Genomic DNA, 21,921 nt, shown 5'->3' on the forward strand with positions numbered 1-21,921 from the left:
CGACGAGGATAGTTTTACCACAAACCGTTTTATTTGCCGCGGACTAAAGGCAGATTCTCACCGCTCCAGCCAGCCAGGCCGTCTTTCAATACCTGCACACGCTCAAAACCGGCTTTGTGCAAATTCTCGGCCGCTTCGCGTGAAGAGAGGCCGTTGGCGCATACCACGATAATCGGCTGCGACTTATGTTTTTCAAGTTCACCTACGCTGCCGTTTTTGATGTCGTTCGGCAACAGGTTAAATGCGCTGGCAATATGGCCACGGCGATAATCATCACGGTTACGGATATCAACGACGACAGCATCTTCTTTATTAATCAGTCGGATCGCTTCACCGCGAACCACTTCTTTCACGTTCGACAGTTTACTCTTCACAGTAAGTACAATTACCGCAACCAACAGCGCAACCCAGGCGATGCTCAAAATAGGGTTCTTGCTAACAAATGGCATAATCTCTTGCATGGGGTGTAACGGCTCCCGGATCAGTTAAGCAACAAAAATAAAGGTTCCTGAGTATACCTGCGCGATACGGCAATTACAGCCAGTAAGCCAACATAGCGTATCGAATCTGCGGCGCGATACCCAAAAATTACCAGGATAGATGTTTGAGGCTATCCCAGCGCAAGCCCGTAAGCGCCAGCAAGAGATAGCCAGCCACAGAAACTGGCGTACCAAATAATGCCATTCCCTCATTTTATGCGCAGAGCTTTCCATTTATCCATTATTGATGCGCATAGATGCCCGTCTTTGTGCCATGCTTGTCACGTCTGGAAATAGAAATCAGACAAGAGACAACTGGTAAGCCGCTGTTCATCGTGGAATAATTCACCGCTATGAGTAAAAACGCGTTATTTGTACAGAGTCGAGTGGCATGTAGCGCCGATCGCCATTTATCCGCATTACAAAGGCTGCTCACCCGCTGCGTCAGCGCACTCTGCGTTGGCGTTTTGCTGTTGCCCGCGCTCAGCCAGGCGGAAGATAATCAGGCACAGCTCAAGACCCTGCAACAAGATATCGCCGCGAAAGAAAAAAGCGTTCAGGAACAACAAAAGCAGCGCAGTGCGTTAGTCCAGCAGTTGAAAAAGCAAGAGCAGTCTATCTCTCAGGCCAGTCGCCAACTGCATGAAACGCGCAATACGCTGTCCACGCTAAATAAAGAACTAACCAGCCTTAGCGCCTCTATCGCAAAGCTACAGTCTCAGCAGAATAAGCAACAAACGCTGCTCTCCCGCCAGCTCGACGCCGCCTTCCGGCAAGGTCAGCACAGCGCGCTGCAATTAATGCTGAGCGGAGAGGAAAGCCAGCGCAACGAGCGCATCCTCGCCTACTTCGGCTACCTGAATGAAGCACGCCAGAAATCTATCCACGACTTACAGCAAACCCGTGTGGAACTGGCTGACCAAAAACGTCAGTTGGAACAAAAACAGACGCAGCAAAAAACGCTGCTGAGTGACCAGCAGCAGCAACAGCAGACGCTGGAGCAGGCGCAGTCCGATCGGAAGAAAACGCTGTCGACGCTGGAAAGCTCGCTGGAAAAAGATCGGCAACAACTGACGGAGCTGCGCCAGAATGAAACCCGGCTGCGCGACCAGATCGCCCGCGCCGAGCGAGAAGCGAAAGCCCGTGCCGAACGGGAAGCGCGTGAAGCCGCCAAGGTTCGCGCCAAAGAAGAACAGGCCAAACGCAGCGGCAGCAGCTACAAACCGACTGAAGGTGAACGCTCACTCATGGCGCGAACCGGCGGTTTAGGGCGACCTTCAGGTCAAGCCATCTGGCCGGTTAACGGCCGCATCGAACACCGCTTCGGCGAACCGCTACAGGGCGAACTGCGCTGGAAAGGTCTGGTGATTGCCGCACCGGAAGGAACAGAAGTGAAAGCCATCGCCGACGGCACCGTACTGATGGCCGACTGGTTACAGGGCTACGGGTTAGTTGTTGTTGTGCAGCATGGTAAAGGCGATATGAGCCTGTACGGCTATAACCAGAGCGCGCTGGTCTCCGTTGGCGCTCAGGTCAAAGCCGGTCAACCTATTGCGCTGGTTGGTACCAGCGGCGGGCAGAGCCAGCCCGGGCTGTATTTTGAAATCCGTCGTCAGGGTCAGGCGGTCAACCCACAACCTTGGCTGGGAAGATAGTCTTGTCATATTTAACCAAAACACCGTTACTGGCATTGAGTCTGCTCGCGTTGTCTCCTTTCGCGCTGGCAGGGAAACTGTCCATCGTCATCGATGATTTCGGCTATCGTCCGCATAATGAGAACCAGATTCTGGCAATGCCAACGGCGATTTCTGTCGCGGTATTACCCAACGCGCCATACGCCCGCGACATGGCGACAAAAGCCCACCAGCAAGGGCGAGAAGTCTTGATCCATCTACCAATGGCACCGATGAGCAAGCAGCCGCTGGAGCGTGACACGTTACGCCCGGACATGAGCAGCGATGAAATTCAGCGCATCATTCGCCAATCGGTCAATAACGTGCCTTACGCTGTGGGGCTGAACAATCATATGGGCAGCGCGATGACCGCCAGCCTGCCCGGCATGCAAAAAGTCATGCAGGCGCTGAGCGCCTATCAGCTCTACTTCCTTGATAGCATGACCATTGGCAGCAGCCAATCGAGTCAGGCTGCGGCAGGAACGGGCGTCAAAGTCATCAAACGCAAAGTCTTTCTGGATGATTCGCAAAACGAAGCCGAGATTCGTAAGCAGTTTACCCGCGCGGTGCAAATTGCCCGTCGCAGCGGTTCAGCTATCGCTATCGGGCATCCACATCCTTCAACCATCCGCGTTTTGCAGCAGATGCTGCCCACGCTGGATGCCGATATCGTCTTAGTCCGCCCCAGCCAGTTGCTGAACGAGCCGACGCGGCAGTACGAGCCTCAGCCGCAACAGCCGGTTAAACCACGTAATCCGTTCCGTGGCATACCGCAGTGTCGGGTCAAGCAGCCGCCAGAACCGGTCAAGAACGATATGTTCTTCAAACTAGTGAGCAGCAGCATTCGGGAAAGCGCCCCAGTGATGTTTATCAAACACCGCTGGCAAACCTGGGTGGCACCGGCAGAAACCGAAACGCACAAACAACCGTAGTTTCAGTGACACGTTCCCTTTTGTCATCACGCTGACTCGCGGCGGCAGGGTTATCTCTCGTCCCAATTGAGAATAACCTTGCCAGATTGACCCGAGCGCATGGCATCAAAGCCTTTTTGAAACTCATCAATGTGAAAGCGGTGGGTGATAATCGGTGACAAATCCAGCCCGGATTGAATCAGCGCCGACATTTTGTACCAGGTTTCGAACATTTCCCGTCCGTAGATACCTTTGATAAACAGCCCTTTAAAAATCACCTCTCCCCAGTCAATCGACATCGGTTCGTGCGGAATACCCAGCATGGCGATGCGCCCACCGTGGTTCATCGCTTTCAGCATGGCGCGAAAGGCCGATGGCGCACCCGACATCTCTAACCCAATATCAAACCCTTCGGTCATGCCCAGTTCTATCATGACGTCAGCCAGCCTTTCCTCTGCCACATTGACGGCCCGCGTTGCCCCCATTTTCCTGGCAAGATCCAGACGGTACGCATTCACATCGGTAATCACGACGTTTCTTGCGCCAACGTGACGACACACCGCCGCCGCCATCATGCCTATCGGCCCTGCGCCAGCAATCAAGACATCCTCACCCACTAAATCAAAAGAAAGCGCAGTGTGCACCGCATTACCGAAAGGATCGAAAATGGCGGCCAGCTCGTCAGAAATATTGTCGGGAATGCGAAACGCGTTGTAGGCAGGAATCACCAGATACTCCGCGAATGAACCGGGGCGATTTACTCCGACGCCGATGGCATTGCGGCATAAATGACGCCGCCCGGCACGGCAGTTGCGGCAATATCCGCAGGTAATATGTCCTTCGCCAGAGACCCGATCGCCAATATGAAAACCGTTAACCTCCTGACCGATAGCGACAATTTCTCCCACGTATTCATGCCCGACAACCATCGGAACGGGAATGGTCTTCTGCGACCATTCGTCCCAGTTATAGATATGCACATCCGTTCCGCAAATCGCGCTTTTGCGAATTTTAATCATGATGTCGTTATGCCCGAGCTCCGGCGTGGGGGAGTCCACCATCCAGATGCCCTCTTCCGGCCGCAATTTTGCCAATGCTTTCATGACGATTTCCTCAGATGATCACACCCAGACGTTTGCCCACGCGGGTAAAAGCCTCAACGGCGAATTGGATTTGCTGCGGCGTATGAGCGGCCGACATTTGCGTACGAATGCGCGCCTGACCGAGGGGAACCACAGGATAGAAAAAGCCTGCGACGTACACGCCTTCCCGCTGTAGCGCCTGAGCAAAATCCTGCGCCAACTGTGCCTCACCCAGCATTACGGGGATAATGGCGTGATCGGCCCCCGCCAAGGTGAACCCAGCGGCAGCCATCTTTTCACGAAACAGACGGGCGTTTTCCCACAGCCGCTTACGCCGTTCCCCACTTCTTTCCAGCAGATCCAGCACGCTGAGCGACGCAGTAACAATGGCTGGCGCAAGCGAGTTGGAAAACAGATAGGGCCGAGAGCGCTGGCGCAGCCAGTCGATCACCTCACGTTTGCCTGCCGTATAACCACCCGACGCGCCTCCCAGCGCCTTGCCTAGCGTCCCAGTAATGATGTCGACACGCTCCATCACCCCACAGTATTCATGCGTTCCGCGTCCTTGTTCACCCACAAATCCCACCGCATGGGAATCATCAACCATCACGAGCGCATCATAACGATCCGCCAGATCGCAAATCCTCTGCAAATCCGCAATCACACCATCCATCGAGAACACGCCATCGGTGGCGATCATGATGTGCCTTGCTCCTTCCGCTCTGGCCAGTTGCAGTTGCGCTTCCAGTTGGTTCATATCGTTATTGGCATAACGGTAGCGCCGCGCCTTCGATAGCCGAATACCGTCGATGATTGAGGCATGATTGAGCGCATCGGAAATAATCGCATCCTCCGGCCCCATCAGCGTTTCAAACAGCCCGCCGTTGGCATCAAAACAGGAGGAATAGAGAATCGCGTCGTCCATTCCCAGAAAATCCGCCAGCTTACGCTCCAGCTGTTTATGGATATCCTGCGTGCCGCAGATGAAGCGCACCGAGGCCATGCCGAAACCGTGGCTGTCCAATCCGGCTTTTGCGGCGGCAATCAGCTCAGGGCTGTCCGCCAGACCAAGATAATTATTGGCGCAGAAGTTGAGCAGGCGGTTGCTGTCCATCACCTCAATTTCAGCCTGCTGCGCAGAGGTAATGATGCGCTCCTCCTTGAACACCCCTTCGGTGCGAGCTGCCATAATTTGTGTAGTAAGTTGTTGATAAAATGCGGCAGGCATAGCGTTACTCTCCCATACAAAGATCGCTTTATGGTTTTTAAGCTAGCGGATGTGGGCAGAAATGCGGGGTAAACAGTCTGAAAATGCTGGCTTCGTCACGGCCTGAATCATCTTAAAAAAGTTGGCGCAACACGGGATAAATTAAGCTCTGGCTGCTTGCGGTAAAATGAAATGCTATTATAGCGGTCATAAACAGTGTGGGGCGCGGTGCCTCACCAGCAAGATTAACAAAGGTCGCGCCCATGATTATCGTTACTGGCGGTGCCGGTTTTATCGGCAGCAATATCGTAAAATCTCTGAATGACATCGGCTATCGGGACATTCTGGTTGTCGATAACCTGAAAGATGGCACCAAATTCGTCAATCTGGTCGATCTGGATATCGCAGATTACATGGATAAGGAAGACTTTATCGCCAGCATCGTTGCAGGCGACGATCTGGGCGATATCGATGCCGTATTCCATGAGGGTGCCTGCTCTTCCACCACCGAGTGGGATGGCAAGTACATGATGGATAACAACTATCAGTATTCCAAAGATGTGCTGCACTATTGCCTCGATCGCAACATTCCGTTCCTGTATGCCTCTTCCGCCGCAACCTACGGTGGTCGCAACGATAACTTTATCGAAGAACGTCAGTACGAGCAGCCGCTGAACGTCTATGGCTACTCCAAATTCCTGTTCGATCAGTACGTGCGTGAAATTCTCCCTGAAGCAGAATCGCAGATCTGCGGTTTCCGCTATTTCAACGTCTACGGACCTCGTGAAGGTCACAAAGGCAGCATGGCGAGCGTCGCGTTTCATCTGAACAACCAGATCAATCAGGGTGAAAATCCGAAGCTGTTCTCCGGTAGCGAGAACTTCAAGCGTGACTTCGTCTACGTCGGTGATGTCGCAGCCGTCAACCTATGGTTCTGGCAAAACGGTGTTTCCGGCATCTTCAACTGCGGTACTGGCCGTGCCGAATCCTTCCAGGCTGTTGCCGACGCTACGCTTGCGTTCCACAAGAAAGGCGGCGTGGAATACATCGAGTTCCCCGAGAAGCTGAAAGGTCGCTATCAGGCCTACACTCAGGCTGACCTCACCAACTTGCGTGCCGCAGGTTATGACAAGCCGTTCAAAACCGTCGCCGAAGGCGTGGCGGAATATATGGCCTGGCTGAACCGTACCGTTTAATCAAATAAGGATTCATAAGCGGTATGAAAATTTTGGTCATCGGCCCTTCCTGGGTCGGCGATATGATGATGTCGCACAGCCTTTATCGCACGTTGAAGGCTGAACACCCGGAAGCGGTTATTGACGTGATGGCGCCAGCCTGGTGCCGTCCGCTGCTGGCACGTATGCCGGAAGTCAATCAGGCGTTAGCCATGCCGCTAGGTCACGGCGCACTTGAGCTGGGCGAACGTCGCCGTCTTGGCGTATCGCTGCGCGATGCAGGTTACGATCGCGCTTACGTGCTGCCCAACTCCTTTAAATCCGCGCTTGTCCCGTTCTTTGCCAACATTCCGCAGCGCACAGGCTGGCGCGGAGAAATGCGTTACGGGCTGCTGAACGACTTACGCGTGCTGGATAAGGCGGCATTCCCGCTGATGGTTCAGCGTTACGCCGCATTAGCTTATGACAGTAGCCGTATTCGTCGTGCTGAGGATCTGCCGCAGCCGTTACTGTGGCCACAGTTACAGGTCAATCAGGCCGAAATTGCGGACATGAGGCAGGCCTTCGACCTCAGAGATGCACGCCCCATCATCGGCTTTTGCCCCGGTGCCGAATTCGGTCCCGCCAAACGGTGGCCGCATTATCACTATGCTGCGCTGGCGCAATCACTGATTGAGCGCGGCTACCAGATCGCGCTGTTCGGTTCAGCCAATGACCGTTCAGCCTGTGACGACATTCTTCAGGGATTGACGGAAGACGCACGACAACATTGCGCCAGTCTGGCGGGAAAAACCTCGCTGGAACAGGCAGTGGTGCTGATTGCCGCCTGCCACGCCGTCGTCAGCAACGACTCCGGGCTCATGCACGTTGCTGCGGCGCTTCATCGTCCGCTTGTTGCGCTTTACGGCCCGAGCAGCCCCGATTTTACCCCGCCGCTGTCCCATCAGGCCGAGGTGATTCGGCTGATCACCGGCTATCACCGTGTGCGCAAAGGGGATGCTGAACAAGGCTATCACCAGAGTTTGATCGACATTCAGCCCGAACGCGTGCTCAGCGCGCTCAATAACTATTTCACGCAAAGAGAAAACCCGCTGCCGGGAGCAGACGCATGAGAGTGCTGATCGTGAAAACATCGTCGATGGGTGATGTGCTGCATACGTTACCGGCCTTAACCGATGCGATGCAGGTTATACCCGGTATTCAGTTCGACTGGGTGGTTGAAGAAGGTTTCGCGCAAATCCCCAGTTGGCACCCGGCGGTTTCCCGCGTTATTCCGGTGGCGATACGCCGCTGGCGCAAAAGCTGGTTCAGCGCCCCGACACGTCAGGAGCGTGCAGACTTTAAACGCCAGCTACGCCAGCACCGCTATGATGCGGTTATCGATGCGCAGGGGCTGATTAAAAGCGCGCTGCTGGTAACGCGACTCGCCAATGGAAAGAAACACGGATTGGATTGCAAGAACGCGCGTGAGCCGCTGGCAAGCTGGTTTTATAACTATCGCCATCCGATCAGCCGTCAACAGCATGCCGTTGAGCGCGTACGCGAACTGTTTGCCGCCAGCTTGGGCTATCGGAAACCCGCCGAGCGCGGCGATTATGCCATTGCCTCGCGCTTCCCCTCCCAGCCGCCCGCAGACGCCAACCGCTACCTGGTGTTTCTCCACGCCACAACGCGCGATGAAAAACACTGGCCGGAAGCGCACTGGCGCGAGTTGATTGCCCTATTGGCACCGAGCGGACTACGCATCAAACTTCCCTGGGGAGCGGAACATGAGCACCAGCGCGCGTTACGGCTGGCGGAAGGGTTCCCCCACGTTGAGGTCTTACCGCGCCTCATGCTGCAACAGGTCGCTGAGGTATTAGCAGGCGCCAAAGCCGTCGTTTCCGTCGATACCGGGCTTAGCCACCTGACGGCAGCGCTGGATCGTCCAAATATCACCTTATATGGGCCAACCGACCCGGGTCTGATTGGCGGCTACGGGATGAATCAGGTGGTGGAAATGTCTGGTGACAATTCCATGGATACAATTTCACCTCAAGCAATCTTTCAACAATTACAATCTCTTATATAACCGACGAGTTTTGGTAATGCATATGCATTCGAAAGAAAAACGGCTAGCCAGAGAACGCATTAAGCGAATTCTGGTCATCAAACTACGGCATTTCGGTGACGTCTTGTTGACCACCCCGTTATTAGGGACGCTGAAACAGCATTACGAGAGTGCCCAGATTGATGTACTGGTTTATAGCGGTACAGAAGTCATGCTATCCGGCAATCCAGATGTTCACACCTGTTTAACCGTTGACAGGAATCTCAAACATGAAGGTATCCGTGCACAATGGCATGGAGAAAGTACGCTTTGGAAAGCGTTGAAAGCACAACAATACGACCTCATCATCAATCTTTCCGATCAATGGCGCGCTGCACTTTACTGTAAATTCCTCACCCCTGCGATTAGCATTGGCTTCCGTTGGCCAAAGAGGGACAACCTCTTATGGAAGTCTTGCCATGATATGTTGGTTGAGACGACGCAACACAACGAGCAACACACTGTTTTAAACAATCTTTCTATCCTCGCCCCCTTGGAATTTCCTGAGACGGATACCTCAGTGAAGATGTTCTGGCGACCGGAGGATGAAAAACATGTCAGCCAATTGCTCGAACAGTACCACCTATCTAACTACATATTGATCCACCCAGGGGCTCGCTGGGCGTTCAAAACCTGGTCTGCGCTCTCTTTCGCAGCATTAATTGATCATCTGACAAATCAGGGAAAACGCGTGGTTCTTGCTGGCGGGACATCAGCCGAAGAATTGCAGATAGCGACAAGCATCATCAACAACGTGGCAAACCCGGAGCAGATTGTAAATCTGACCGGACAACTGGAATTGCCTCAGCTCGCGATACTGATTGATAAAGCACAGTTATTTATCGGCGTGGATTCTGCACCGATGCACATGGCGGCAGCACGACAAACGCCGTCTGTTGCGCTATTTGGCCCGAGCAACCTGAAACAGTGGCATCCATGGCAGGCACCACACACATTATTATGGGCTGGCGACTATCGCCCACTCCCCAAGCCCGAGGAAATTGATACCAACACACAGGAGCGTTACCTTGATGCCATTCCGGTCTCTGACGTGATTGCTGCGACCAGCAAGTGGCTTTCCTAAACCCCTTAATATGTAAATAAAGAAGACGCCAACAAGTCGCTTTTTACACCTGTGAGATTGTATGAAACTTGATTTTTTGCCCGCATGCTTTACGGACGCCGATAAGAGAAATTTCCCCACGATTACCGCCTTCTTGCTTGGGCTTTCTCTGCCGCTTTCTAATCAACTGTTGAAAGTCGCGTTGGTCCTGGCGCTCATCTGCGTCTTGAAATACCGGGATATGAAGTATTGGCGTCAGATGATTATTCATCCGATGGTGATCCTCCCCGCGTTGATGATCGGCTTATTAGCGCTATCCCTGCTCACTCATCATCATGAGGCAGGGCCGGAGATGGTCGAAAAATATAAGAAGCTGCTGTACATCCTGCCTCTTGCTTTATTCTTTGTGCTCCAATCAGCACAGAGCAAGGCGTTATTCAGCGGCTTTCTCTTGGGAAATGGTATTGTCCTTGCACTGAGTATCGCTGGCGGTTTGTTTCATCTATTTCCTGGGCATATCGACCCTGCGAACCCGACCGTTTTTAAGCTACAGATTACTCAAAACTTTTTTATGGCCATGGCCGTATTTCTCTGGCTTGAGCGAGCCAGAATCAGCCAGGGATCTGGACGAATCGGTTACCTGCTATTAGCACTAGTCGCTTGCTGCAATATACTGTTTATGGTGCAAGGTAGAATCGGATACATCGCCCTTATTGCAGGTATTGGCGCTTGGGCATTGCTCTCTCTGAAACCGCGTCAGGCCCTGCTCGCACTAGGCTCTGGCATTGTCGTCATTGGCCTGTTGTTTACGATTCCTAACCGCGCAGCCGAACGCATTACACTTGGTGTCCACGAAATACAAAACTGTCTACAGCAAAAAACGGGCGATGCTTATTCTGCTTGTGATAGCTCAATGGGGCAACGCACCGCATTTATTTTACAGGCTGCGCAATTAATTGAGCAGGCTCCGCTGTTGGGCAACGGCGCAGGAAGTTTCTGGTACCACAACCCTGAAACAGGCTACAGCGTAAATAACCCACACAACCAGTATTTACTGGAAACGATACAGAATGGTGCCGTCGGCCTTGTCATATTCCTTTTATGGATGGCCAGTTTTGCTATCGCCGCATGGAACCAGCCACCTCGAGAGAAAAGCATTTTTGTTACGCTTCTGGTCATTTATTTAAGTGGTAATCTCTTTAACTCATTCCTGTTGGACTCAACCGAAGGCCACCTGTTTGTGATTCTGACCGCACTCCTGCTGGCAAAGCATATTCCACTGCTGAAGCGCAATAAAAACGCAGCGCCACAGCACGGCGCAGCTTCATAATTACGTCAGAATAGCGTTACGTTAGCATCATGCTGCTCACTCAATGGCACTTAAAAACACCGGTGCCATTGGGTTTAACGCTTAGGCGGCAAGAGAACGCCTTTCTCTGCCTGTTCCATCATTTCCAGCATCATAGGGCATATAGTGAACACGCATAAACGTTTATCCGTTGTCATGATTACCAAAAATGAAACAGAGCTGATCGCCGATTGCCTCCAGTCTGTCGCATGGGCAGATGAAATCATTGTCGTCGATTCCGGCAGCACAGATAACACGGTAGAGATCGCGCATCAATACGGTGCCAAAGTCTATCAACACGACGACTGGCCGGGATATGGCAAGCAGCGACAGCGCGCGCAGAATTATGCCAGCGGTGATTATGTTTTCATGATTGACGCTGATGAGCGAGTGACGCCCGAATTGCGGCAATCAATCGAAGCCGTGCTTGCTGCCTCAGACGCTGACGATAATACGGTTTACCACTGCTCACGGCGCAATTTTTTCCTTGGTCGTTTTATGAAACATAGCGGATGGTATCCCGATAACGTTATCCGCCTCTATGCGAATCAGCGCTACCGCTATAACGACAACAGCGTGCACGAATCTCTTGATTATGGCTCAGCCACATTGACGCATCTATCAGGTGATTTATTGCATTTAACCTGCCGAGACTTCGCTGCTTTTCAACAGAAACAGTTACGCTACGCTTCAGCATGGGCGGAAGAACGACACCGTCAGGGGAAAAAATGCCGTTACCTGAGTATCCTGACGCATACTGCTTCGGCATTCTTAAAAACCTGGATATTACGTGCCGGTTTTTTAGATGGGAAACACGGTTTTCTACTCGCGATTATTAATGCACAGTACACATTCAATAAATACGCTGGGTTATGGTCCCGTAATAATATAAAGTTGTGAGGAACGGGTGATACCACCAAACATAGCCTTATCCTCACTAACCCGATAAAATCACCCCAGCGATAACCGATAACAGTAAACCTTATGCTACAAACTCTCTACACCATTATCCTGTACCTCATCCAACCGTTGATTTGGCTTCGCCTGTGGCTTCGTGGCCGTAAAGCGCCCGCCTATCGTCGGCGCTGGGGTGAACGTTACGGTTTTTGTGCAGAGAAGGTTAAGCCAGACGGTATCATGCTGCATTCCGTTTCGGTGGGTGAAACGCTGGCCGCCATTCCTTTGGTGAGAGCTCTGCGCCATCGTTACCCCAATCTGCCGATCACAGTAACAACCATGACGCCAACCGGCTCCGAGCGCGTGCGCTCCGCTTTTGGCGACACGGTCTATCACGTTTATCTGCCTTATGATTTACCCTGCGCTCTGAAACGCTTTTTTGACCAGGTTCGTCCGAAAATCGTCATCATAATGGAAACCGAACTGTGGCCTAATATGATCGCAGAGCTGCATAAACGCGAGATTCCGCTGGTCATTGCGAATGCCAGGCTGTCAGAACGTTCTGCTGCAGGCTATAAAAAGATCGGGAAGCTAATGCGTCATATCCTACGCCGCATTACCCTCGTCGCTGCGCAGAATCAGGAAGATGGGAATCGATTTATCGATCTTGGCCTGAAGCGCTCCAGCCTGAAAGTGACCGGCAGCCTCAAATTTGATATTTCCGTGACGCCAGAACTGGCGGCCCGAGCCATTACATTACGCCGACAATGGGCGCCACATCGTCCAGTATGGATTGCCACTAGTACGCATGAAGGTGAAGAAGCGATCGTTCTGGCGACTCACCGACAACTGCTTGCCACCTATCCTGACTTATTGCTAATTCTTGTGCCTCGCCACCCGGAACGCTTCTCCACGACACAGGCGTTAACAGAGAATCTGGGTTTCTCCTACACGCTGCGCAGCAGTGGTGAACAGCCTTCTGCCAATACTCAGGTGGTCATTGGAGACACCATGGGCGAACTGATGCTGCTGTACGGCATCGCCGATCTGGCTTTTGTGGGTGGCAGTCTGGTTGAACGGGGCGGACATAATCCGTTAGAAGCCGCAGCCCATGCTATTCCGGTATTGATGGGACCACATACGTTCAATTTCAAAGATATCTGCAACAAGCTAGATCAGGCCGACGGGTTGATTACCGTGACCGATGCAGACTCACTTGGCAAAGAAGTAGGGAAACTGCTCGCCGACGAAGACTATCGCCTCTACTATGGTCGACACGCCGTGGAAGTGTTACACCAGAATCAGGGCGCACTACAGATGCTGCTTACGCTTCTGGAACCTTATTTGCCCCAGCGGACACAGTAAGGCAGTCGCTACCATACATTGAATGAAGGGCTGACGTGATGACAACCAAAGCGATTTATCCCGGAACGTTCGATCCATTAACCAATGGCCATTTGGATCTGCTTACGCGGGCATCACGACTGTTCGACCATGTGGTGCTGGCCATCGCCGCCAGCCCGAGCAAGCAGACACTTTTCACACTGGATGAACGCGTGGCGCTGGCAAAAGGCGCGACAGAGCATCTATCGAATGTCGACGTCATCGGCTTCAGCGATCTTATGGCGCACTTCGCACAGCAGCAAAACGCCAATATTCTCGTACGCGGTTTGCGAGCCGTTGCCGATTTCGAATATGAACTCCAGCTCGCAAAGATGAATCACCACCTGATGCCGACGCTCGAAAGCGTTTTTCTGATGCCGTCAGAAGAGTGGTCGTTTATTTCATCTTCACTGGTCAAAGAAGTGGCTCGTCACGGCGGTGACGTATCACATTTCTTGCCCGATGCCATCGTGAGTGCCTTGCAAAACAAACTATCAACGAAGAGCTAGAAGAATCATTTTTTCTTTGAGTATTGATAAACCGTAAAATAAAAACGCAGGGCATACCAAAAATCATTAAATGACGTCATTCCTTTAAATAAATTGCCGCCCATCCCCGTAGAGATAAATTTCTCAGATAGTTGCTGTCGGATAGCAGGCGATGATATTTTTTTACGCAACAGACCAAAGAAATGACGACTCTCTCGATTCGCATGGCGAATTAGCGCTTTATTTAAAATAACGTTATCTTTTTTCCGAGTAGCGAGAGCGATCAGACCCTGCATGATGTCAATATAGCTACTTGCCCTACGTGTTATTTTCTCAATGGATGATGATTTTGTGATCGAATTCGTATTGCCAACGCGATAACCATAACTCATATTTTCACAGAAACCGACTCGCTTGGCTAACAACGCTAAATTCGCTGTCCATAGAATGTCTTCGTGCATCATGCCTGGAATAAATTTTAACTCATTCAGTAAAATGATATCGCGGCGTATTAGCTGCAACCATGCAAAGTGGCACCATTCGTTATGTTTTACACTGCGAATAATCCATTCATCCCCGCTGATTACCTCACCCCATGGCTGCTTCGTCTGAATAGGTTCTTTTATTTCTTGCTCAGGATTTTCACTAAACTTGAAACCGTTACCTATCAATAGATCGAGACGTTGTTCCTTAACGTTTTCAAGCCATGTCGATAGCGTACCTTTTTCCAACCAGTCATCGCCATCAACGAATGCAATCCACTCTCCATTCGCGTGCCGAATTCCTGTATTTCTCGCTTCAGATAGTCCTCTATTTTCCTGACTTATAATAATCAAATTCGTAGCCAACTTGCCTATCTCATTCAATTTCACCAGGCTGCCATCTGTGGAACCATCATTGACCGCAATAATTTCAAAAGAGACATTTTCCTGAGCAAGCAACGACAAAAAAAGAGTCTTGATGTACTCTTCACAGTTATATATCGGAACAATGACGCTAATATCCACACGACTCATAATTCCCTCTGAGATTTTTTATATTTAGTCTATAAAACTGAAAAATAGTATTACTTCTGGCAGCGGCGACAGAAAAACGTACTGCGCTGCCCATGTTTCGCGGTTTCGATGGGTGTTCCACATGTCCGGCACGGTTCACCATTGCGGCCATAGACTCGTAGTTCCTGCGCGAAATAGCCGGGTTTACCGTCAGATTGCAAAAAGTCGCGTAGCGTCGTGCCGCCCTGCTCAATCGAAAGCTGTAGCACCTGTTTAATCACGCTCACTAATACGGCTGCGTCGCTTTCATTTAACGATCCGGCCGCTCTGTCAGGGTGGATGCCAGCAGCAAACAGCGATTCACTCGCGTAGATATTGCCTACGCCAACGACAACTTTGTTATCCATAATCCACTGTTTGATTGCCGTCTTTTTGCCGCGTGAGGCCTGATAGAGATAATCTGCGGAGAATTCCGCCTCTAACGGCTCCGGCCCCAAATGCGCCAAGACCGAGCAAGTTTCTGGATTATCCGTCCACAGCCAGGCACCAAAACGTCGTGGATCGGTGTAACGCAGCACCTTACCGCTGTCCATCACCAAATCAACATGATCGTGTTTCTCCGGCTCGCTATATTCCGGCAACACTCGCAGGCTGCCAGACATGCCGAGATGCACAATAATCCAACCACGCGTGAGTTCAATCAGCAGATACTTTGCCCGCCGACGCACACTCAGCACCGGCTCATCGCTCAGCGAGAGGATCTCACCCGACACCGGCCAGCGCAGGCGCGTGTTCCTGACCTCAGCATACAGAATGGTGTGATCGACAAGATACGGTGAAATTCCCCGACGACTGGTTTCAACCTCAGGTAATTCAGGCATGTGCGTCTCCTGATAAAGGTGGCTACATTAGCATAAGCAACAGGATACCCTCTGTGACAATCCGTAAGACAGGGGATACGACGGGAAACGGGGTCACTGCCGGCGTATTTTAATTTTACCCGCAGTATTTACCACATAACAGTTAAACCAAATCGACACGCTAGCTGGCACATGACGAAAAAAAACCCGACCAAGGCCGGGTTTTTATCAAGAAGCAGAAATTACTTAATTTTAGCTTCTTTGTAGACAACGTGCTGACGGACAACTGGATCGAATTTCTTCAGTTCCAATTTTTCCGGCTTAGTACGTTTGTTCTTCGTAGTGGTATAGAAGTGACCAGTACCAGCAGAAGAAACCAGCTTGATCTTCTCGCGAACACCCTTAGCCATGATTCAGTTCCTTAATACTTTTCACCACGGGCACGCAGATCGGCCAGAACCGTCTCAATACCCTTCTTATCGATAACACGCATACCTTTAGCAGATACACGCAGTGTTACAAAGCGCTTCTCGCCTTCAACCCAGAAACGGTGTGAATGCAGGTTCGGCAGAAAACGGCGTTTGGTCGCATTCAGTGCGTGGGAACGGTTGTTCCCGGCCACCGGACGCTTGCCAGTAACTTGGCAGACTCGGGACATGTCTATTCTCCAAAAATCAAATCAGCTCGAGCTTCGTATAGGGTTTGGCCGCCTCGTCAGGCTTTAGAGCCCATCTCAGCAACTTCACTGAAAAGACTCTGTCATCAGGATAAACCTGCTGAGATAGGCTCTTAACGCCACACCCAAGATTCTCAAAGGTGGCGTAGTATACGCTCTGAAGCGTAAGTGCTCAAGTCCCGAACAGCTAAAGATCCCATTGGATCGCGGAAATATCTGTTAAATCCAGCCGCGCTCGGCAAAAGAAACGTATTCGCCATGTCCAATCACCAAATGATCGAGCACGCGGATCTCCATTAACAGACAGGCCTTAACAATCTGTTCGGTTATCGCACGGTCAGCCTGACTCGGCTCCGCTTTTCCCGACGGATGATTATGCGCCAGAATCAGCGCGGCGGCATTAGCCTTTAGCGCTTCACGTACAATCTCACGCGGGTGTACTTCCACGCTGTTAATCGTACCAACAAACATCTCCTGATGGCGAATAACGTGATGCTGATTGTCCAAAAACAGAACTAAAAAAACCTCACGCTCACGCCGGGACAGCAATAATTGCAGATATTGACCTGTCGCCTGAGGATTCAGCATCGCATCCTCTTTCGCCAGACGAGAGAAAAATAGCCGACGCGATAGCTCCGCAATCGCCTTGATTTGCGTATATTTTGATATTCCCACCCCTTTGGCGGTACGAAATGCGGACTGATCGGCCGTCATCAGTTGATATAACGATCCGAACTGCACCAGCAAATCCTCTGCCAGCTGCATCACATGTACGCCCGGTAGCCCAGTGCGTAAAAAAATCGCCAGCAATTCGACATCCGTCAGCGATTCAGCCCCTAAACGCACCAGCTTTTCACGCGGTGCCAATCCCTTTTCCCAGCCCATCGCACTCTCCCTATACCGCTCGATGTCATCATGTCACGCTCGTAAAAACAGGACGATAGCGGTACTAAAAGGCTGCGAGGCGCTTCGCAATCTTCTTAGGGAAGCAACAGCGACAACCTTAAGATTCCTATCTGGCTGCAAGGTTATGGTAAAATGGCGCATCTTCTGACTTTCAATCGGACCATGATGATGACGGAATTTTCCAGCCTGAATGCACTCTCCGGCAAACGAATCGTGCTGGGTATCAGCGGCGGCATCGCCGCGTACAAGTGCCCAGAAGTGGTGCGGCGCCTGCGCGACGCTGGAGCTGATGTACGGGTTGTCATGACATCTGCCGCTAAAGCTTTCATCACCCCGCTCACGCTGCAAGCCGTCTCCGGCTACCCAGTATCAGACGACCTACTCGACCCTGCGGCGGAAGCCTCGATGGGTCACATCGAGCTGGGGAAATGGGCTGATTTAGTCATTCTCGCTCCTGCCACCGCCGATCTGATCGCCCGCGTCGCTGCGGGCATGGCAAACGACCTGCTGACCACGATTTGTCTGGCGACATCCGCCCCTATCGCGGTTGTCCCTGCGATGAATCAACAGATGTATCGCGCGGAGCCCACGCAGGACAATCTGCGCACGCTGGCCGCTCGCGGTTTACCGATCTGGGGACCGGATAGCGGCAGCCAGGCATGTGGCGACGTTGGGCCGGGCCGCATGATTGACCCGCTGGAGATTGTCGGGTTAGCGCAGCGTCATTTTTCTGCCATCAACGATCTGCAACATCTGAACATTCTGGTCACCGCCGGGCCAACGAGAGAAGCGCTGGATCCGGTTCGCTTTATCTCCAATCATAGCTCCGGAAAAATGGGCTTTGCTATCGCGCAGGCCGCGGCTGCCCGTGGCGCAAATGTCACTCTGGTAAGCGGTCCGGTTTCGCTCGCCACGCCGCAGGGCGTCACACGTATTGACGTCGGCAGCGCGCTGGAGATGGAACACGTGGTCATGGCACATGCGGAACAGCAACACATTGTGATCGGTTGCGCTGCGGTTGCCGACTATCGCGCCAAACATATCGCCGATGAGAAGATCAAAAAACAGAGTCAGCAGGGCGATGAAATGACTCTCACTCTGGTCAAAAATCCAGATATTATCGCCGGTGTCGCAGCCATGACGAAAAATCGTCCTTATGTTGTCGGGTTTGCTGCCGAAACCCAGAATGTGGAAGAATACGCCCGGCAAAAACTGGCACGTAAAAAGCTGGACCTGATTTGCGCGAACAACGTCTCTCTTTCCGGGCATGGTTTTAACAGTGAAACCAATGCGTTACACCTTTTTTGGCACGATGGAGACATGCCGTTGCCGCAGTGCGACAAACGTCTTCTTGGCCAAAAATTAATCGACGAGATTATCAGCCGTTATGATGAAAAAAATCGACGTTAAGATTGTTGACCCACGCGTTGGGCAACAATTCCCGTTACCAACCTATGCCACTCCGGGTTCTGCCGGGCTCGATCTGCGTGCCTGTATGGATCAGGCGATTGAACTCAAAGCAGGGGAAACGACCCTGATTCCAACCGGACTGGCGATTCACATTGCCGATACCGGGCTGGCGGCGGTCATCCTTCCTCGTTCCGGCCTAGGCCACAAACACGGCGTGGTGCTGGGGAATCTGGTTGGGCTGATTGATTCGGACTATCAGGGGCAACTGATGGTTTCCGTCTGGAACCGTGGTCAACAAACGTTTACGGTGGAGCCGGGTGAGCGTATCGCACAGATGGTCTTTGTGCCCGTCGTGCAGGCCGAATTTAATCTGGTCGAAGATTTCATCAGCAGCGAACGTGGAGAAGGCGGCTTCGGCCACTCTGGCCGTAGCTAACGCGCTCCAGCCACCCCATAGTGTAAAAAATTCATATAAGCCACAGCGTGCTATTGCGACTGTGGCGCTACCGGGTGCTTGTCAGTCAAATATTTAGCAAGGGTCTTTTCAGACATGGCAGAAAAAGAAAGTACGAAAAGGAACCGCCGCGAGGAAATTTTGCAGGCGCTGGCACAAATGCTGGAATCCAGCGACGGCAGCCAACGCATCACCACGGCAAAACTGGCAGCGAACGTCGGCGTGTCCGAGGCGGCGCTCTACCGACATTTCCCCAGTAAAACGCGGATGTTTGATAGCCTGATTGAATTTATTGAGGATAGCCTGACCACCCGCATTAACCTGATTCTGCAAGACGAAAAAGAAACGTTTAATCGTCTTCGTCTGATTTTGCTGCTGATTTTAGGGTTTGCGGAACGCAATCCCGGTCTGACTCGCATCATGACCGGTCACGCGCTGATGTTTGAACAGGATCGCTTACAGGATCGCATCAACCAGCTGTTTGAGCGCATTGAATCACAGCTTCGTCAGGTGCTACGCGAGCATAAGCTACGTGATGGTAAAGGCTTCCAGCATGACGAAACGCTGCTGGCTAGCCAGCTGTTAGCGTTTTGCGAAGGGATGCTGTCGCGCTTCATTCGCTCTGAATTCCGCTATCGCCCAACGCAAGAATTCGACACCCGCTGGCCGCTGCTGGCCGCACAGCTGAACTAAGCACCATCCTTAATTTATACCCTAAATAATTCGAGTTGCAGGAAGGCGGCAAGAGAGGGAATCCCGATGAGCTTACTCAGGTAAGTGATTCGGGTGACTAAACGCAGCCAACACACATGCAGCTTGAAGTATAACGGGTATAAGAACCCGACAGACATCGCTGGCGGGCTCCTGACTCACACCGTTGTTAAACCCCGAACTGCTCACGATAGGCTTTCACCGCATCCAGATGCGCCGCCATCTCTGGTTTTTCCGCCAGATAGGCAATCAGCTCCTTCAGCGTAATAATCGAAATCACCTTGCACTGATAGTCGCGCTCCACTTCCTGAATCGCAGACAAATCAGCGCGACCGCGCTCCTGACGATCCAGCGCAATCATGACCCCCGCCAGCGTTGCCCCATGTGCGCTGATGATTGCCATCGATTCGCGAATCGCCGTCCCCGCCGTAATCACGTCGTCCACCAGCATCACGCGACCCTGTAATGGGCTGCCGACCAGACTGCCGCCCTCGCCGTGATCTTTGGCTTCTTTGCGGTTAAAGCAGTATGGCAGGTCGCGATCGTGATGTTCTGCCAGCGCTACCGCCGCAGTGGTAGCAATTGGAATGCCTTTGTAAGCTGGTCCAAACAGCAGGTCGAACTCTACACCGGAATCAACCAGCGCTTCCGCATAAAAACGCCCCAGTAAGGCCAGATCGCGCCCGGTATTAAACAGCCCGGCATTGAAGAAATAGGGGCTGATGCGCCCGGATTTCAGGGTAAATTCGCCGAACTTCAATACCTGCTTGCTGAGTGCAAACTCAATAAACTGGCGCTGGTAGGCTTTCATTACTGCATCTCCTCGTCTTACGGGTTAATCATGTTGTTGGTCATTTATATATACCCTAAATAATTCGAGTTGCAGGAAGGCGGCGACGCAGTGAGTCCCCAGGAGCTTACACCAGTAAGTGACTGGGGTGAGCGAGGAAAGCCAACGCACATGCAGCTTGAAGTATGACGGGTATAAAAAAGCGACCAATTGGTCGCTTATAAAATCAATCGATTAAGGCGGCTTTCTGCGCCTGAACGATGGTATCGATTCCCCCTCGGGCTAACGCCAGCAGGGAGAGTAATTCTTCATGGCTGAACGGTTCGCCTTCGGCGGTCCCTTGCACTTCAATCATGCGACCGTCTTCGGTCATGACCACATTCATGTCGGTCTCAGCGGCGGAATCTTCCACATATTCCAGATCGCACAGCGCTTCGCCGTTCACGATGCCGACGGAAACCGCGGCGACCATGCCTTTCATCGGGTTCTTTTTCAGCTTGCCGTTGGCCACCATCTGGTTCAGCGCATCGGCCAGCGCCACGCAGGCACCGGTGATGGACGCCGTACGCGTACCGCCGTCCGCCTGCAATACATCGCAGTCGAGCGTAATGGTGTATTCGCCGAGCACTTTCAGGTCGATAGCTGCACGCAGGGAGCGCGCAATCAGGCGCTGAATCTCCAGCGTCCGCCCGCCCTGCTTGCCTTTGGCGGCTTCACGGGCGTTACGGCTGTGCGTCGCGCGCGGCAGCATGCCGTATTCGGCGGTAACCCATCCTTGCCCCTGGCCTTTCAGAAAGCGCGGAACACCCTCTTCTACCGTGGCATTGCATAACACTTTGGTGTCGCCAAATTCGACTAAAACGGAACCTTCGGCGTGTTTCGTGTAATGACGGGTCAATTTAAGGGGGCGTACTTGCTGTGCACTTCGGCCTGTTGGGCGCATGGCTCATCTCCGGCGGGTCAATGAAAACTGGCGCGCATTATACACTAAATAATTCGAGTTGCAGGAAGATGGCAACCGCACGAGTCCCCAGGAGCTTACAAAAGTAAGTGACTGGGGTGACAAATCTGTCGGGAGCAGATTTGAACGCTGTTTGCAGCGGCTCTTCAGGGCGAGGCCCACGACGGGCCGAGTATTTAAGGGAAGCCAACGCACATGCAGCTTGAAGTATGACGGGTATATACGGTTTTCGTCGCGCGCTGCCTAATCTTACCCTGCGCCAGCCGCGATAAATTTGCAACAGAAGCGATTAATTCGTCACCAGCCATACCTTATTCTTATGCCATAACCTCAGGTTATACCCTACTCATAAACAAGTATTCG

The 21,921-nt window shown here is 52.2% G+C and carries 23 protein-coding genes; 13 read left to right on the forward strand and 10 right to left on the reverse strand.

From position 1 onward, the window contains the following. Positions 1-29 precede the first annotated feature (29 nt). A complete protein-coding gene (locus AB8809_RS22650) occupies positions 30-461 on the reverse strand; it encodes a rhodanese-like domain-containing protein (protein WP_015842174.1) in 432 nt (143 codons plus the stop codon). Positions 462-832: 371 nt separating this feature from the next. On the opposite strand from AB8809_RS22650, the gene envC reads away from it, so the two are divergent. Next, a complete protein-coding gene (gene envC / locus AB8809_RS22655; RefSeq protein WP_349856842.1) occupies positions 833-2,134 on the forward strand; it encodes a murein hydrolase activator EnvC in 1,302 nt (433 codons plus the stop codon). A gap of 2 nt (positions 2,135-2,136) precedes the next feature. Continuing rightward, entirely contained in the window at positions 2,137-3,084 is a 948-nt protein-coding gene (locus AB8809_RS22660; protein WP_349856843.1) for a divergent polysaccharide deacetylase family protein, read from the forward strand. Positions 3,085-3,134: 50 nt separating this feature from the next. Here the strand turns inward: AB8809_RS22660 and tdh are convergent, their stop codons facing one another. Continuing rightward, entirely contained in the window at positions 3,135-4,166 is a 1,032-nt protein-coding gene (gene tdh / locus AB8809_RS22665; RefSeq protein ID WP_015842177.1) for an L-threonine 3-dehydrogenase, read from the reverse strand. A gap of 10 nt (positions 4,167-4,176) precedes the next feature. After that, the gene (locus AB8809_RS22670) at positions 4,177-5,373 is read right to left on the reverse strand and encodes a glycine C-acetyltransferase (protein ID WP_349856844.1); all 1,197 of its coding nucleotides are present in this window, start codon (positions 5,371-5,373) and stop codon (positions 4,177-4,179) included. A 242-nt stretch (positions 5,374-5,615) separates the two neighbouring features. Here AB8809_RS22670 and rfaD point away from each other — a divergent pair, with 242 nt between their 5' ends. From rfaD to coaD, 8 genes are all read left to right on the forward strand, one after another. Next, a complete protein-coding gene (gene rfaD, locus AB8809_RS22675; RefSeq protein ID WP_015842179.1) occupies positions 5,616-6,548 on the forward strand; it encodes an ADP-glyceromanno-heptose 6-epimerase in 933 nt (310 codons plus the stop codon). Positions 6,549-6,571: 23 nt separating this feature from the next. Then, complete coding sequence (gene rfaF, locus AB8809_RS22680) at positions 6,572-7,639, forward strand: ADP-heptose--LPS heptosyltransferase RfaF (protein WP_349856846.1); 1,068 nt, start codon at positions 6,572-6,574, stop codon at positions 7,637-7,639. Next, positions 7,636-8,598: a lipopolysaccharide heptosyltransferase RfaC gene (gene rfaC, locus AB8809_RS22685; protein ID WP_349856847.1), complete on the forward strand. Its 963-nt coding sequence runs from the start codon at positions 7,636-7,638 to the stop codon at positions 8,596-8,598. Before rfaF ends, rfaC begins: the two co-directional genes overlap by 4 nt. A 22-nt stretch (positions 8,599-8,620) precedes the next feature. After that, positions 8,621-9,700 (forward strand): putative lipopolysaccharide heptosyltransferase III, encoded by a 1,080-nt coding sequence (gene rfaQ / locus AB8809_RS22690; RefSeq protein WP_369986816.1) that lies wholly within the window; start codon positions 8,621-8,623, stop codon positions 9,698-9,700. 61 nt (positions 9,701-9,761) lie between these two features. Next, positions 9,762-11,009, forward strand: coding sequence for an O-antigen ligase family protein (locus AB8809_RS22695; RefSeq protein WP_349856850.1), 1,248 nt, complete (start codon positions 9,762-9,764; stop codon positions 11,007-11,009). Between the two features lie 144 nt (positions 11,010-11,153). Then, positions 11,154-11,927, forward strand: coding sequence for a glycosyltransferase family 2 protein (locus AB8809_RS22700; protein ID WP_349856851.1), 774 nt, complete (start codon positions 11,154-11,156; stop codon positions 11,925-11,927). A gap of 84 nt (positions 11,928-12,011) precedes the next feature. Continuing rightward, positions 12,012-13,289, forward strand: a complete 1,278-nt coding sequence (waaA, locus tag AB8809_RS22705; RefSeq protein ID WP_349856852.1) for a lipid IV(A) 3-deoxy-D-manno-octulosonic acid transferase — start codon at positions 12,012-12,014, stop codon at positions 13,287-13,289. Between the two features lie 38 nt (positions 13,290-13,327). Continuing rightward, entirely contained in the window at positions 13,328-13,816 is a 489-nt protein-coding gene (gene coaD / locus AB8809_RS22710) for a pantetheine-phosphate adenylyltransferase (protein ID WP_349856931.1), read from the forward strand. Positions 13,817-13,821: 5 nt separating this feature from the next. On the opposite strand, the gene AB8809_RS22715 is transcribed toward coaD, so the two are convergent. The 5 genes from AB8809_RS22715 to radC all read right to left on the reverse strand — a co-directional run bounded on the left by AB8809_RS22715 (position 13,822) and on the right by radC (position 17,211). Further along, on the reverse strand, positions 13,822-14,811 hold the full coding sequence (locus AB8809_RS22715) for a glycosyltransferase (RefSeq protein ID WP_349856853.1): 990 nt from the start codon (positions 14,809-14,811) through the stop codon (positions 13,822-13,824). Between the two features lie 50 nt (positions 14,812-14,861). Then, a complete protein-coding gene (gene mutM, locus AB8809_RS22720; protein WP_349856855.1) occupies positions 14,862-15,671 on the reverse strand; it encodes a bifunctional DNA-formamidopyrimidine glycosylase/DNA-(apurinic or apyrimidinic site) lyase in 810 nt (269 codons plus the stop codon). 221 nt (positions 15,672-15,892) lie between these two features. Next, positions 15,893-16,060, reverse strand: coding sequence for a 50S ribosomal protein L33 (rpmG, locus tag AB8809_RS22725; protein ID WP_002442576.1), 168 nt, complete (start codon positions 16,058-16,060; stop codon positions 15,893-15,895). Between the two features lie 11 nt (positions 16,061-16,071). Further along, positions 16,072-16,308 (reverse strand): 50S ribosomal protein L28, encoded by a 237-nt coding sequence (rpmB, locus tag AB8809_RS22730; protein ID WP_005967968.1) that lies wholly within the window; start codon positions 16,306-16,308, stop codon positions 16,072-16,074. A 237-nt stretch (positions 16,309-16,545) separates the two neighbouring features. Next, positions 16,546-17,211: a DNA repair protein RadC gene (gene radC, locus AB8809_RS22735; RefSeq protein WP_015842189.1), complete on the reverse strand. Its 666-nt coding sequence runs from the start codon at positions 17,209-17,211 to the stop codon at positions 16,546-16,548. Positions 17,212-17,364: 153 nt separating this feature from the next. Here radC and coaBC point away from each other — a divergent pair, with 153 nt between their 5' ends. From coaBC to slmA, 3 genes are all read left to right on the forward strand, one after another. Then, positions 17,365-18,642 (forward strand): bifunctional phosphopantothenoylcysteine decarboxylase/phosphopantothenate--cysteine ligase CoaBC, encoded by a 1,278-nt coding sequence (gene coaBC / locus AB8809_RS22740; protein ID WP_369986820.1) that lies wholly within the window; start codon positions 17,365-17,367, stop codon positions 18,640-18,642. Next, positions 18,620-19,078 carry a dUTP diphosphatase gene (dut, locus tag AB8809_RS22745; RefSeq protein WP_349856858.1) on the forward strand — a complete coding sequence of 153 codons (459 nt, stop codon included), beginning with the start codon at positions 18,620-18,622 and terminating at the stop codon, positions 19,076-19,078. Before coaBC ends, dut begins: the two co-directional genes overlap by 23 nt. Positions 19,079-19,192: 114 nt before the next feature. Then, positions 19,193-19,789: a nucleoid occlusion factor SlmA gene (slmA, locus tag AB8809_RS22750; protein WP_015842192.1), complete on the forward strand. Its 597-nt coding sequence runs from the start codon at positions 19,193-19,195 to the stop codon at positions 19,787-19,789. Between the two features lie 187 nt (positions 19,790-19,976). Here the strand turns inward: slmA and pyrE are convergent, their stop codons facing one another. Together pyrE and rph are read right to left on the reverse strand one after the other, a co-directional pair. Next, entirely contained in the window at positions 19,977-20,618 is a 642-nt protein-coding gene (gene pyrE / locus AB8809_RS22755) for an orotate phosphoribosyltransferase (RefSeq protein WP_015842194.1), read from the reverse strand. Between the two features lie 205 nt (positions 20,619-20,823). Continuing rightward, a complete protein-coding gene (rph, locus tag AB8809_RS22760; protein ID WP_180742057.1) occupies positions 20,824-21,540 on the reverse strand; it encodes a ribonuclease PH in 717 nt (238 codons plus the stop codon). Between the last annotated feature and the right edge of the window lie 381 nt (positions 21,541-21,921).

The organism is Pectobacterium aroidearum (genome assembly GCF_041228105.1).
Classification (GTDB): Bacteria; Pseudomonadota; Gammaproteobacteria; order Enterobacterales; family Enterobacteriaceae; genus Pectobacterium; species Pectobacterium aroidearum.

Excerpts from the sequence above, each read along its gene's own strand:
- AB8809_RS22650 (WP_015842174.1), bottom strand. The coding sequence starts at position 461 with ATGCAAGAGATTATGCCATTTGTTAGCAAGAACCCTATTTTGAGCATC.
- envC (WP_349856842.1), top strand. The coding sequence starts at position 833 with ATGAGTAAAAACGCGTTATTTGTACAGAGTCGAGTGGCATGTAGCGCC.
- tdh (WP_015842177.1), bottom strand. The coding sequence starts at position 4,166 with ATGAAAGCATTGGCAAAATTGCGGCCGGAAGAGGGCATCTGGATGGTG.
- AB8809_RS22670 (WP_349856844.1), bottom strand. The coding sequence starts at position 5,373 with ATGCCTGCCGCATTTTATCAACAACTTACTACACAAATTATGGCAGCT.
- rfaD (WP_015842179.1), top strand. The coding sequence starts at position 5,616 with ATGATTATCGTTACTGGCGGTGCCGGTTTTATCGGCAGCAATATCGTA.
- rfaF (WP_349856846.1), top strand. The coding sequence starts at position 6,572 with ATGAAAATTTTGGTCATCGGCCCTTCCTGGGTCGGCGATATGATGATG.
- rfaC (WP_349856847.1), top strand. The coding sequence starts at position 7,636 with ATGAGAGTGCTGATCGTGAAAACATCGTCGATGGGTGATGTGCTGCAT.
- rfaQ (WP_369986816.1), top strand. The coding sequence starts at position 8,621 with ATGCATTCGAAAGAAAAACGGCTAGCCAGAGAACGCATTAAGCGAATT.
- AB8809_RS22695 (WP_349856850.1), top strand. The coding sequence starts at position 9,762 with ATGAAACTTGATTTTTTGCCCGCATGCTTTACGGACGCCGATAAGAGA.
- waaA (WP_349856852.1), top strand. The coding sequence starts at position 12,012 with ATGCTACAAACTCTCTACACCATTATCCTGTACCTCATCCAACCGTTG.
- coaD (WP_349856931.1), top strand. The coding sequence starts at position 13,328 with ATGACAACCAAAGCGATTTATCCCGGAACGTTCGATCCATTAACCAAT.
- AB8809_RS22715 (WP_349856853.1), bottom strand. The coding sequence starts at position 14,811 with ATGAGTCGTGTGGATATTAGCGTCATTGTTCCGATATATAACTGTGAA.
- mutM (WP_349856855.1), bottom strand. The coding sequence starts at position 15,671 with ATGCCTGAATTACCTGAGGTTGAAACCAGTCGTCGGGGAATTTCACCG.
- rpmG (WP_002442576.1), bottom strand. The coding sequence starts at position 16,060 with ATGGCTAAGGGTGTTCGCGAGAAGATCAAGCTGGTTTCTTCTGCTGGT.
- rpmB (WP_005967968.1), bottom strand. The coding sequence starts at position 16,308 with ATGTCCCGAGTCTGCCAAGTTACTGGCAAGCGTCCGGTGGCCGGGAAC.
- radC (WP_015842189.1), bottom strand. The coding sequence starts at position 17,211 with ATGGGCTGGGAAAAGGGATTGGCACCGCGTGAAAAGCTGGTGCGTTTA.
- coaBC (WP_369986820.1), top strand. The coding sequence starts at position 17,365 with ATGGCGCATCTTCTGACTTTCAATCGGACCATGATGATGACGGAATTT.
- dut (WP_349856858.1), top strand. The coding sequence starts at position 18,620 with ATGATGAAAAAAATCGACGTTAAGATTGTTGACCCACGCGTTGGGCAA.
- slmA (WP_015842192.1), top strand. The coding sequence starts at position 19,193 with ATGGCAGAAAAAGAAAGTACGAAAAGGAACCGCCGCGAGGAAATTTTG.
- pyrE (WP_015842194.1), bottom strand. The coding sequence starts at position 20,618 with ATGAAAGCCTACCAGCGCCAGTTTATTGAGTTTGCACTCAGCAAGCAG.
- rph (WP_180742057.1), bottom strand. The coding sequence starts at position 21,540 with ATGCGCCCAACAGGCCGAAGTGCACAGCAAGTACGCCCCCTTAAATTG.